The 12,133-nt window shown below is 70.7% G+C and carries 10 protein-coding genes and 1 riboswitch; of the genes, 2 read left to right on the forward strand and 8 right to left on the reverse strand.

The annotated features are described in order from the left end of the window. Positions 1-47: 47 nt before the first annotated feature. Together map and GWK61_RS47100 are read right to left on the reverse strand one after the other, a co-directional pair. The gene (gene map, locus GWK61_RS47095; RefSeq protein WP_194919541.1) at positions 48-815 is read right to left on the reverse strand and encodes a type I methionyl aminopeptidase; all 768 of its coding nucleotides are present in this window, start codon (positions 813-815) and stop codon (positions 48-50) included. Then, positions 812-1,354 (reverse strand): GNAT family N-acetyltransferase, encoded by a 543-nt coding sequence (locus GWK61_RS47100; RefSeq protein WP_228564101.1) that lies wholly within the window; start codon positions 1,352-1,354, stop codon positions 812-814. Before GWK61_RS47100 ends, map begins: the two co-directional genes overlap by 4 nt. A gap of 262 nt (positions 1,355-1,616) precedes the next feature. Next, positions 1,617-1,785: riboswitch (M-box (ykoK) riboswitch) on the forward strand. 362 nt (positions 1,786-2,147) lie between these two features. Here GWK61_RS47100 and GWK61_RS47105 point away from each other — a divergent pair. Then, positions 2,148-3,809 carry an NRAMP family divalent metal transporter gene (locus GWK61_RS47105; RefSeq protein WP_194919543.1) on the forward strand — a complete coding sequence of 554 codons (1,662 nt, stop codon included), beginning with the start codon at positions 2,148-2,150 and terminating at the stop codon, positions 3,807-3,809. A gap of 391 nt (positions 3,810-4,200) precedes the next feature. Here the strand turns inward: GWK61_RS47105 and GWK61_RS47110 are convergent, their stop codons facing one another. From GWK61_RS47110 to GWK61_RS47120, 3 genes are all read right to left on the reverse strand, one after another. Next, positions 4,201-5,811, reverse strand: a complete 1,611-nt coding sequence (locus tag GWK61_RS47110) for a Na+/H+ antiporter (RefSeq protein ID WP_194919545.1) — start codon at positions 5,809-5,811, stop codon at positions 4,201-4,203. Positions 5,812-5,862: 51 nt separating this feature from the next. After that, complete coding sequence (locus tag GWK61_RS47115) at positions 5,863-6,531, reverse strand: hypothetical protein (protein ID WP_194919572.1); 669 nt, start codon at positions 6,529-6,531, stop codon at positions 5,863-5,865. 136 nt (positions 6,532-6,667) lie between these two features. Further along, complete coding sequence (locus tag GWK61_RS47120) at positions 6,668-7,774, reverse strand: peptidoglycan-binding domain-containing protein (protein WP_194919574.1); 1,107 nt, start codon at positions 7,772-7,774, stop codon at positions 6,668-6,670. A gap of 145 nt (positions 7,775-7,919) precedes the next feature. Between GWK61_RS47120 and GWK61_RS47125 the strand changes: the two genes are divergently transcribed. Continuing rightward, the gene (locus GWK61_RS47125; protein WP_228564102.1) at positions 7,920-9,257 is read left to right on the forward strand and encodes a DUF5925 domain-containing protein; all 1,338 of its coding nucleotides are present in this window, start codon (positions 7,920-7,922) and stop codon (positions 9,255-9,257) included. Positions 9,258-9,323: 66 nt separating this feature from the next. Here GWK61_RS47125 and GWK61_RS47130 read toward each other — a convergent pair whose 3' ends face one another. The 3 genes from GWK61_RS47130 to GWK61_RS57705 all read right to left on the reverse strand — a co-directional run bounded on the left by GWK61_RS47130 (position 9,324) and on the right by GWK61_RS57705 (position 12,057). Beyond that, entirely contained in the window at positions 9,324-10,199 is an 876-nt protein-coding gene (locus GWK61_RS47130) for a hypothetical protein (protein ID WP_194919576.1), read from the reverse strand. Continuing rightward, positions 10,196-10,747, reverse strand: coding sequence for a SigE family RNA polymerase sigma factor (locus tag GWK61_RS47135; protein ID WP_194919577.1), 552 nt, complete (start codon positions 10,745-10,747; stop codon positions 10,196-10,198). The genes GWK61_RS47130 and GWK61_RS47135 overlap by 4 nt, the downstream gene beginning before the upstream one ends. A gap of 116 nt (positions 10,748-10,863) precedes the next feature. Then, a complete protein-coding gene (locus GWK61_RS57705; protein ID WP_438939822.1) occupies positions 10,864-12,057 on the reverse strand; it encodes a nitric oxide synthase oxygenase in 1,194 nt (397 codons plus the stop codon). Between the last annotated feature and the right edge of the window lie 76 nt (positions 12,058-12,133).

Consider the following 12,133-nt stretch of genomic DNA (forward strand, 5'->3'; position numbering starts at 1 on the left):
GCGCCGACAAAGCCGGCGCCGACCAGAAAAAACCACAAACCAAAAACTCAATCCACCCGAGTGAGCACCCGAGCCCCATCCTCGGTAATCGCAATCGTGTGCTCCGAATGCGACCCGCGCGACCCGTCCTGAAAGCGCAGCGTCCAGCCGTCGGGGTCGGTGAAGATCTCGTTCGACGTCGCCGACCACCACGGCTCCAGTGCCAGCGTCAGCCCCGGACGCAGCACCAGGCCGCGGCCCGCGCGGCCGGCGTTCGCGACGTGCGGGTCCTCGTGCATCGTGTGCCCGAGGCCGTGGCCGCCGAACTGCATGTTGACCGGGTAGCCGTACTCCGTCGCGACCGCCTGGATCGCCGCCGAGATGTCGCCCAGCTTGGCGCCCGCGACTGCGGCGGCGATGCCCGCCTCCAGCGCGACGCCGGTGGACTCCACCAGGCGGACGTCCTCCGGGCGCGGTGTGCCGACGATCACCGTGCGGGCCGAGTCCGCGACCCAGCCGTCGATCGAGACCGCGAAGTCCAGGGTCAGCACGTCGCTGTCGCGCAGGGTGTACTTGTGCGGCAGGCCGTGCAGGACCGCGTCGTTCACCGACAGGCAGATGACGTTGCGGAACGGGCCGCGGCCGAACGAGGGCGCGTAGTCCCAGTAGCACGACACCGCGCCGCGCTCCTTGATCCGGCGCCGCGCGCGCTGCTCCAGGTCCATCAGGTTCAGGCCGGGCCGGGCCAGCTCGGCGAGTTCGGCCAGCGTCTCACCGACGAACCGGCCGGTGACCGCCATCTTCTCGATCTCCTGCGGCGTCTTCAGCTCGATCACCGGGTCTTCTCCGTCCGTTCGGGATCCTCGTCCACCGTCGTCCGCCCCGGCACGTCCTGCGCGCGCCAGAGCTGTTCGCCCTCGTCGTCCAGCTCGCCGGTCGGCGCCAGGCCGATCCGCTCGGCCACCCGGGCCGAGGCCGTGTGCCCAGGATGGATGTTCGCGCCGATCTCCGCCACGCCGCGCTCCCGCAGCCACGCCACCAGCGCCGACGCTGCCTCGACCGCGTACCCGCGGCCCTGCCACGCCGCACCCACGACCCAGGCCACGTCCGCGTGCCAGCCGCCGTCGGTCACCGTCGCCTGCACGGTGCCGACCGCCACGCCGTCCTCGGCGCGCCGCGCGATCCAGTTCACCCACTCCTGCGAACCGTCCGGAGAGTGCCCGACGGCCAGGCGCGCGTAACGCGCCCGCAGGGCTTCCGGGGTGGGCGGCTCGCCGCCGATGAAGGTGTAGAGCTCCGGCGCGGCCAACACCTCGACCATCTCGGGGGCGTCGGACTCTGTCAAAGGTTTCAGCACCAGGCGTGCTGTGGTCATCGGCTCTCTAAACACCCTTGCATGCTATGCGCGGCATCCGATGACACCGGTACGGCGGCGGTCCCGCCGTTTGTAATAATCCCCGGACGACTCCGGCGGTCCTGACGCGAACCGCGATCGTGCCAGGCCACAACAGACCACACCCTGATACCCGGAAACGTTCCGTCCCCTCATTCCGGTTGCCGCCGTATCCATATCGTTACCCACCTGTGACGAGGTGAGTTGACAGTCCCACACGGCAAGAGGATCCTTTGTTTGCGTTAGGACACCTCGTTCGGTGAGGCGTCTTCACGGACAAAGGCCACTGATCCCATCGGTCGAGAGACCCTCCGGATCAGGACAGATCTCCTCGGATTAAGGGGTGATCCCAAGTGGCTGCGCAGCTGACGCTACGCCGTGAAGTGCCGAAGCTCTGACGAGAGAGGTGGCCGGGACTGGTCTTGCGCCGTGCCGTGTTTCGTATGCGGCGGTCGGGATCCTCCCTGGTGAGCCTCCCCGAGGTGTCGAGTAGGACCGGTCCGCCCCGACTCGGGCGGAACCGCGCGAGACACAGGCGCCGCGGCGCCACGGCGGGCAGGGAGGTGGTAGCGATGAAACCTGGTAGTAGGTCGGGCCACGATCGGCCCCGCATCGCGTACGACCCAGCCGCCCACTGTCCTTCCCTCGGCGCGCGTTAACCGCATCAGTTCTCTGCCACCACCCGGCCGCACCGGGGCTCCGGCCCCACCGCTTCCGGCGGGGTGGACGCGTGCCTCCCGACCAGCCGCTCCTACCCGGCAGCAGGGGGTGTTCCATGACCACGGCCACGCTGAACAGCGAAGCCCGCGACACGCACCGCCACGGCGCAGTCCTAGACGACGCGCACGTCGGCGACATCAAAGGTGCGTTCGGCACCATCAAGCTCGGCGACCACGACACCCGTCCGGGCCTGTCGGCCAAGCTCAAGACCCTGCTGGCGATCGTCGGCCCGGGGCTGATCGTGATGGTCGGCGACAACGACGCCGGCGCCTTCGCCACCTACGGCCAGGCCGGCCACGACTACGGCACCAAGCTGCTGTGGACGCTGTTGCTGCTGGTCCCGGTCCTGTACGTGAACCAGGAGATGGTGCTGCGCCTCGGCGCGGTCACCGGCGTCGGCCACGCGCGCCTCATCTTCGAGCGCTTCGGGAAGTTCTGGGGCGCGTTCAGCGTCATCGACCTGTTCATCCTCAATGCCCTGACACTAGTCACCGAGTTCATCGGCATCACGCTGGCGACCAGCTACCTCGGGCTGCCGAAGGTACCCTCGGTCATCATGGCCGCGCTGATCATCGTGGCGGCCGCGATGAGCGGCTCGTTCCAGCGGTTCGAGCGGATCGCGCTGACCCTGTGCGTCGGCTCGCTGCTGCTGGTCCCGATCTCGATCATGGCGCACCCGAGCGCGGGCGCCATGACGCACGGCTTCATCACCCCGGTGCTGCCCGGCGGCTCGGGCCAGATGGCCACCGTGATGCTGGTGGTGATCGGCATCGTCGGCACCACGGTCGCGCCCTGGCAGCTGTTCTTCCAACAGAGCTACGTCATCGACAAGCGCATCACCCCGCGCTTCATGAAGTACGAGAAGGCCGACCTGGGCCTGGGGATCGTCGTGGTGATCGTCGGCGCGGCGGCCACCATCGGCCTGGGCGCGGTGGCGGCGGCGCACCTGACCGGATCGTTCACCGACGCCACCGACGTGGCCCGCGGCCTGACGGTCTACGGCGGCCGGGTCCTCGGCGACATGTTCGCAGTGGCGCTGCTGGACGCCTCGATCATCGGCGCCTTCGCGGTCTCGCTGTCCACGGCCTACGCGATGGGCGACTGCCTGAAGATCAACCACTCGCTGCACCGCGGCGTGAAGCAGGCCAAGGGTTTCTACGCGGTCTACGCCGGGATCATCGGCTTCGCCGCGGTGATCGTGCTGGTGGCCAGCGACCACGTGCAGGGCGTGCTGACGGTCGGCGTGCAGGCGCTGGCCGGCGTGCTGCTGCCCTCGGCGTCGGTGTACCTGCTGCTGCTGTGCGTGGACAAGGAAGTCCTCGGGCCCTGGGTCAACAACCGCAAGACCACGGTCTTCACCGGCACGGTGATCGCGGTCCTGGTGGCGCTGTCGCTGGTGCTGACCGGCTCGGTGCTGGACCAGAACATCACCGCCGGGCAGATCGAGGCGATCCTCGGCGGCTGCTGCGTCGTCACGCTGGCCTTCGGCGCCTGGACGGGTGTCAGGGCCCTGCGAGCGCGCCGCGCCCCGGGCCACGTGGCCGAGACCATCGACCGCTCCGGCCGCGACGAGTGGCGGACGCCGCCGCTGGACCAGCTCGGTCAGGTCCGGTTCTCGGTCGGCACGCGGGTGGGGCTGGGCGTGCTGCGGGGGTATCTCGCGGTGGCGACCGTGCTGGTGGCGGTCAAGCTGGTCTCGATGATGCTCGGGCGCTGAGTGCTCGGGCGCTGATTCGCCCGACGGGGGGGTCGCGCGCCTCGAAAACGACGCCGAGTCAGTGCCCTGCGTCGCCGACCTGCCCGGACCGACAGGGGCTGGGCAAAACGGACGCCCGGCCCTTTGTCGTTGCAGCCCGCGACTCCCCGCGCTCCCCGACGACTCCTTTTCAGAGCTACGAAAAAACATGGGCGTGTTGTTCCCGCGGGTCACTCGGTTGGCGCAGCGCTTCGGCTTCGGCTTCGGCTTCGGCTTCGGCTTCGGCTTCGGCTTCGGCTGCCGAACCTACCGCCGCTCCATGTACGTCTCTTCAAGGTCCAGCGAAAAAACATGGGCGTGTTGTTCCCGCGGCCACTCGGTTGGCGCAGCGCTTCGGCTTCCGCCGCCGAACCTACCGCCGCTCCATGTACGCCTCTTCGAGGTCCAGCTGGTGCAGCACCCGCCGGTACACGTCGTCGTTGATCTCTCGCATGTCCCGCAGGTGCTCGATCGCCGCGCGTTCGGCGTCCAGCATCGACCGGCGCGCGTCCTCGACCGCTGCGGCGCTGGCGCTCGGGCCGCCGGACGCGACCTGCATCGCGTACTTCTTGGCCTTGTCGCCGCGCCACCGGGCCTGGTCGCGCATGCGGTCCACGGCGGGGTCCGGCAGGGTCGCCTCCAACTCGTCCAGGCGCGACAGGCCGGCGTTGGCCGCCGTCCCCATCGCGCTGCAGTACGCGAAGGCGTCCTCCTTCACCTCGTCCTTGGCCTCGACACCGAGCCGGCGGATCAACGGCGGCAACGTCAGGCCCTGCACGATGAGCGTCGCCAGCACCACGAACAACGTGAGGAACTGGACCAGTTCGCGGTCCGGAAGCGGTCCGCCGTGGTTGTCGGTCAAGGGGATCGCGGCCGCCGCGGCCAGCGAGACCACGCCGCGCATCCCGGCCCAGCCGACCACGAACAGGATCCTCGGCGCCTGCGTCTGGGGTGGCGGCGGCGCGAGCGGCGCGTTGCGGCGCAGATGCCGGACCAGGTAGCGGCCGATGTAGCCGAACGTGTAAACCCCGCCGAACCGCGCCAGCACCACGATTGCGAAGGCCGCCATCCCATAGCCGATCAGCTGCCAGGCTCCCCAGTTGTCCACGTCGCGCAGGATCGGGATCAGCTGCAGGCCGATCAAGGCGAAAACCGTGGCCTCCAGGATCTCGACGATCACGTCCCACAGCGCGGTGTCCAACATCCGTGTCGCGTATCCCGCGCGGACACGGCGATGGCCGAGGTAGAGGCCGAGGATGACGACGCCCATCACGCCGGAGACGTGCACCGCCTCGGCCGTGATGTAGACGACGAACGGCAGTATCAGCGAGATCGCGCTCTCGGCGCGCGGATCGCGCATCCGGAAGCGGATCGGGTCCCACACCATCGCCACCACCGCACCGATCACGATGCCCCCGGCGGCGGAGAGCACGAACCGCCCGACCGCGTCGAAGAGCGTGACGGTCTCCCCCACCGCGGCGGCCAGCGCGATCCGGAACGCGGTCAGCGCGGTGGCGTCGTTGAACAGCCCCTCGCCGACCAGCACGTCGACGGTCCGGCGCGGCAGTCCCAGGCGTTTCGCGATCGAGATCGCCGCGACCGTGTCGGGTGGACCGAGCACCGCCCCGAGCACGAACGCCACCGGCAGCGGCATCCCCGGGATCAGCCAGTGCATCGCGAACCCGGTGAGCAGCGTGGTGACCAGCACCATCGCCACCGACAGGATCAACACCGCCGACCAGTTCTCGCGCAGCGACGGCACCGACGTCTCCACAGCCGCCTGGTACAGCAGCGGGGGCAGCAGGATCATCAGCACGAACTCGGGCTCGAGGTCGTAGTCCGGGATGAACGGGGCGATCGACACCAGCAGCCCGACGACGACCAGCACGAGCGGACCGCTGAGGTCGAAACGCCGGGCGAGCGCGGACACCACGACGGAGAAGAACGGGACGCCCAGCAGAAAAAGGAGGTGTTGAGCCGTCATGACACCTGATCATCCCATGACAGACGGGTCGAACGGGACGGCCGGGGAGGATCAGCCGCGCGCCGTGCGCCACACCTCCTCCGGCACGGCCTCGGCGAGCGCCACCAACATGTTGAGACAGGTCTCCACCCAGTGCGGCTTCACGGTGCCCTTGCCCCAGGTCAGCAACCTGGTTCCCTCGATCCGCCAGGAGAAGTCCGGCCAGGACGCGATCAGCCGCAGCACCTTCGGGTCCAGGAGGTCGGCGGCCAGCTGATGATTCGTGGCGGTGACCTGATACCGCTGGTCGAAGGCGGGGTCACTGCGAACGAACTCCGGGGCGCCGGCCAGGACGCCGGGCCCGATCTCCTTGTTCTCCCGCGACGCGCGCGCCACGACCTCCAGCGCGGGCAACGACGCCGGCAAATCGTCGACGCACGCGGCCCAATAGTGGTGCGTGTCGTCGCCGTCGCTGCCCGGGGTCTTGAATTCGTAGTCGATCACGAGGATCGCGCGGCCGTCGTGCCGGCCGCGCAACGCGATCCGCGCGACGCGGCCGTGCCCGGAGGCGAACGGCCGGCCGCCGAACGTGCCCGGCAGCTGCCGGTCGTTCTTGGCCAGGTCCCAGCGTTTGACGGCGGCCATCGCAGTGAGCGCCCGCCGGCGCCGGACGTTGGCGGCGATCCCGCCGGCCATGAGGACCAGCAGGAAACCTATGAAGATCAGCAGAGGCACACCCACGGGACCATGCCTACCATCGCGGCGCGGATGCCGTCACCCGCGCCGCTGAGGAGTTTCCCCAAACAATCAGCGCGCGCTGTCGCGGACGATCAACGCTTGCGGTCGTGGACGATCAGTACTTGCTGTCGTGGGACGATCAGCGCGTGCCGTTGCAGTAGTACGCGGTCCCGTTGAAGTACTGGTTGTCCCAGAAGTACAGATCCGCCCACGTCTGCGGACCGGCGACGCCGTCCACGGTCAGCTTCGGGTAGGGCGGTGTGCCGCCGGGCGAGTGCACGGTCGGGGAGTTGTTGCAGCTCTGGAAGGCGGTCATCGCGGACTGCGTGTCGGCGCCCCAGGAACCGTCGATCACCAGCGGCTTGATCCCCAGCTCGGACTTCTTGAGCAGACACTGGAGTTCCTTGACCGCGTTGACGTTGCCCGAGCCCTCCTTGATGGTGGGCATCTGCGAGGCCGGCAGGTCCAGGTACGTGCAGTCGCTGGACGGCGCGGCCGCGGTGCTCGGCTTCGGCGGCGCGGCCGTCGGGGCCGGAGCGCTCGACTTCGGCGTGCTGGGAGCCGGGTTCGACGGCGCCGGCGCGCCGTGCGTCGAGGTCGCCGGGCTGCCCGGATGGCTCGACGTGGTCGAGTGGCCACCGGGGGTCGTGGTGCCGCCGCCGTTCGAGGTGCCGGTCTGGCCCGGCTGGCCGCCGGTCGTGGTGCCAGAGGCCACGGTCGAGGTCGGGGAGCCCTGGAGGTTCGCGCCCTGCGCGCCGTTGCTCGACGGGCCCGCCGCCATGCTGTCGCCGTCGGGCTTGCCGCCGCCGTTGGCGAAGACCGCCGAGCCGTCGCCGCCGCTGGAGCTGCCGGTCACCGAGGCCCCGGCGCCGGCCAGCGATGTCTTGTCAGGCTTCGAGGTGTCGCGGCTCAGGTAGGCCACCGTGCCGCCGATGCCGACCACGGCCACCACGGCCAGAGCCGAGATGAGCAGGGTCCTGCGGTTGCGGCCGGGTCCTCCGGGGCCGCCGCCGGGGCCGTAGCCGCCGGGTCCCTCCGGACCGCCGCCCGACAGCGGCATCCCGTAGGGGGACATCATCGACGGCGGCGCAGGCTGCCCGGGGTCCTGCGGCGACGACGACTGCGGTGCGAGATACGGCGGTTGCGCGGCTTCCGGCCCCGGCCCGAACGGCGGCTGCGCGCCACCGGCGGGGCCGGACGGTGACTGGGGCGTCCCCCAAGGTGAGTGGTGATCGGGCGAGCTCATGGTCGGTCATCGTATCTTCGGCGTTTCCGGGACCGGTCCCCGGCTCGGCAAAGTGCGGGTAAAACCACCCTCGCGGCACGCCCATCACGCATGAACCTCGACAAACGTGTTGTGGCCGGACGTCCCGGGGCGGGATCATCAGGACATGACGCTGCCCCGCCAGCGCCCTCAGGGGCCTGCCACGCGACCGGCCCCAGTCCCCGACGACAAGACCAAGGAGACTCCGGGCAAGGAGACTCCCGGCAAAGAGACACCGGGCAAGGAGACACCGCCGAAGGAGACACCCGCCCAGGACAAGCACCCGGCGACCGACAAGCGCCCGGCCGGCGACCCCGGGGACCGGCTGCCCTTCCGGGTGACGATCGACGACTCCGACACGCCCTACGACGTCGTGGACGCGCTGCTGCTCACGCCGTTCACCACGGGCATCCAGCCGCACGCCCGGCACGCCCGTCTGGACGCCCTGCGCGAGGACGCGACGCTGGTCCCGGCCGAGGGCGAGGTCCTGCGCTCGGTGGTGGAGGACAAGCGCGAGTCCTGCCTGACCGCCGGCCCCGGCTGGACCGCGCGCTCGGTGCGCTGGTCCAGCGGCGGCGGCGAGGTGACCGTGGTCGCCGAGACCCCCGAGCTGGCCACCAAGATCCTCGACCAGGCCACCGACGGTGTGGCGGCCGAGGAGGAGCCGGAGGAGGAGAAGGTCTCCGTCGGCTTCTGGTACGCCGCACCTCAGCGCGGCCCCTACCGCACCGTGCGCACCATCACGGCCGAACCGTGGGAAGCCGTCCGCAAGAACTACTCGGCCTCGGCCGCCACCGCGATGGACAAGCTGATGGCGGTCCGCCGCAGCGAGGCCGCCGGCCGCATGATCCTGCTGCACGGCGCCCCGGGCACCGGCAAGACCACCGCGCTGCGCACCCTGGCGCGCGAGTGGCGCGACTGGTGCCAGGTCGACTACGTCCTGGACCCCGACGCGCTGTTCTCCTCCCCCGGCTACCTCATGGAGGTGGCGATGGGCGTGGAGTACCACGGGCACGGCGAGGACGAGGAGAACCGCCGCCGCTGGCGCCTGCTGCTGCTCGAGGACTGCGACGAGCTGATCCGCGGCGAGGCCAAGGCCACCAGCGGCCAGGCCCTGTCCCGGCTGCTGAACCTCACCGACGGCCTGCTCGGCCAGGGCCGCGACGTCCTGGTCGCGATCACCACGAACGAGAACCTGGCCAGCCTGCACCCGGCGGTGATAAGGCCGGGGCGCTGCCTGGCGCAGATCGAGGTCGGCCCGCTCCCCCGCGCCGAGGCGCTGGCCTGGCTGGAGCGCGAGGGGACCGACCCGGCGCGGGTCACCGCGGCGCGCCTGGGGCGCGGCGGGGGCGGCGCCGGGACGGCGATCGGCGGGCTGACGCTGGCCGAGCTGATCGCGGCGCGGGACGGGAGCGAGCCGGTGGCGTCCAGCGGGAACGACACGGGGACGGGGTTGTACCTGTAGGCGACGCTGGTCGTCTCTGGCCGCTGCCAGCCTCCGCCGGTCGCTGCCACCGGTCGCCGGTCGCCGCTAGCTGCCGCTGGAGCTGCCTGAGCTCGGCGGGGGCTCCGGCGTGAGGTTCCACTGCCGCCCCACGAACACCTTCCCGTCGTAGCCGTAGTGCGCTTCCAGCAGCGGCACGACGGTGCCGGGGTCGGAGGCGAAGATGGTGATCGTGCCGTCGTTCTGGAGCCCGGTGCCGAACGTCACGCCCTGGCTCTTCCAGTACGCCGTGTCCTGGTTCAGCCGGTGCCCCAGGTACCACTGCTCGGAGGCGTCCAGGACGCTGTCGCGGAACACCACGCTGAACGGGTACGCGGCCTGGATCGCGGCGTGTTCCAGCGTCGGATCGGTGTCCGGCTTGCGATAGACGAGGATCGGGTTGTCGTCGTTGACGAGGAGGACTCCCATGTAGGAGTTGTCGTGGCCGTTCTGCAGCGCGGTGCCCACGCGATCGGCGGCCTGCTGCTTCGGCGTGTTGGTCCAAGGCTGGACACTCTGCGTCGTGGAGGGCCGCGACGGTGGCGACAGGACGGCGTCCGAGGTCCGCGACGAAGGCGAGGGCGACGACGGGGGTGGGGCCGTTGAGGACGTCGAGGACGTCCCGGGCGCGGCGACGGCGCTGCCGACGTTGGCGGTCCCGGGCCTGTGACCGCCCCACCCGGCCAGCGGTGCGACCGCCAACGCGCAGCCGGCGGCCACGGCGATCGCCCCGACGCCGCCGAACGTCCGGGCCCGCGCGCGCCGGCGGGCGGCGCCGGCCAGCGCGCGGTCGCCGAGCGCCACGGTGGTGGGGAAGTCGGGCAGGCCGGCCGCGAGCAGGTCGCGTACCTGGTCGTCCTGGGGCACGGCGTGCTCGTCTTCGGGCACGCCGCGTTCGTCCTCGAAGTCGTTCTCAGAAGTCATACCGAGGCCTCCTGGGCTCGCTGGGTTCGGGACAGCCGGGTGCGCAGGGTGGCGAGCGCCTTCGAGCTCTGACTCTTCACGGTGCCGTTGCTGCAGCCCAGCAGCGCCGCGGTCTCGGCCTCGGACATGTCGAGGTAGTAGCGCAGCATGACGACGGCGCGTTGCCGCGGCGGCAGCGAACGGAGCGCGGCGCCGAGCACGGAGCGGTCGTCCACGGCTTCGAATCCGCCGTCGGACGTCAGGGTCCCGTTCACCGGCTCCCACGACGACGCGCGCCCTGCCGACATCCCGGGGAGGTGACCCGAGGGCACCTCGCCGTGCCACTTCCGGCGCCACCAGGACGTGGCGGTGGTGACCATGGTCTTGCGCAGGTAGGCCTCGACCGCCCCGTCGCGCGCCAGCCGCTCCCACCGCGGCAGCACCTTGACCAGGGCCGTCTGCAGCAGGTCCTCCGCCAGATGCGCGTCTCCGGTCAGGAGCCACGCGGCGCGCAGGAGAGTTGACTGGCGCGCCGCGAGGAACTCCCGGAAACCGTCCGGTTCTCGCACCTTCGCCCCCCGTCGTTGTTAGGGCGCCCGGGCAGGCGCCACCCCTGCTAACGCGGCGGGGCGGGGGCGGGGTTGCCCGGTTCTTTCAGGGCCGTGAGTTTCAGCGGCCGCGACGTTCAGGGGCCGTGCCGGACGAAGTTCGGCCGGACGTCCGCCTCGTCGTAGTACCGGTGGAACACCGCCGTGGCTCCGCCGGACAAGGGTGGCACGATCCACGACCACTCGGCCGGGCAGACCCGTCCGGCGCGTTCCTCCTTGGCCACGTGTTTCAGGAACCGGTGCGCCTCGGTGTGGTGGTCGGCCATCGTGACGCCGGCTTGTTCGTAGGAGTGGAGGACGGCGACGTTCAGCTCGACCAGGGCCAGGTCGCGCCAGAGCGTGCGGTCGGTGGTGGTGTCCAGGCCGAGGTTGGCCGCGACGGTCGGGAGCAGGTCGTAGCGGTCGGCGTCGGCGAGGTTGCGGGAGCCGATCTCGGTGCCCATGTACCAGCCGTTGAACGGCGCGCAGGAGTAGTGCAGGCCGCCGATCTCCAGGCACATGTCGCTGATCACGGGCACGGCGTGCCAGCGGATGCCGAGGTCGGCGAACCAGGGGTGGCGCGGATGGGACAGCGGGACCTCCAGGACGCAGTCCTGCGGGAGGACGTGGACGTAGGGCCGGTAGCCCTGGGCTTCGATGACCAGCGGGAGGATGTCGAAGGCGGTGCCGTGGCCGTACCAGCCGAGGGCGCGGACGCTGTCGGTCAGGGCGATGTTGCGCGGGTCGCCGACGGTGCTGGTTCGTGAGGTGGGCCGTGCGCCGGGTTGTATGCCGGGTTGTGCGCCGGGTTGTGCGCCGGGTTGCGTGGTGGGCCGTGCGCGCGGCGGCGGCAATGCCTTGTCACGCTCTGGCGGGGCGCCGTCGTCGACGCGGTATCCGGCGTAGCGGATCAGCTGTTCGTTGCGGATGCGCGGGCCCGGTCGGTCGGGGCGGTCCGGCGCGAAAACCGTGATGGTGGGCCGGATGCGGCCGTCGTTCGTGGCTTCGCGCAGGTGGCCCACGCACTCCTCGGCGATTCGCAGGGGCCTGTCGGTCGCGCGCCGGTCGCGCAACCTGAGGGACTGCCAGTAGAGGCGGCCGATGCAGCGGGAGGAGTTGCGCCACGCGACTCGGGCGCCGTATTCGAGTTCGGCGAAGGTGTGGTCGTAGGTCGCGTCCGCGCGGATGGCGGCGGCCACGGCGCGGCGGCGGGCGGGGAGTTCGGCGGTGCGGTCCAGTTCGGTGTAGCACTGGTGCAGAAAACGGTCGGCTTCGTCGGAAAGCTCTTCGATGCTGGCTAGGCTGGATAATCGGTCGCCAGGGCACTTCTGGCGGATCGCATGACGGAACACGGGGATCCCCTCCGCT

Source organism: Catenulispora rubra, from assembly GCF_015356825.1.
Taxonomy (GTDB): Bacteria; Actinomycetota; Actinomycetes; order Streptomycetales; family Catenulisporaceae; genus Catenulispora; species Catenulispora rubra.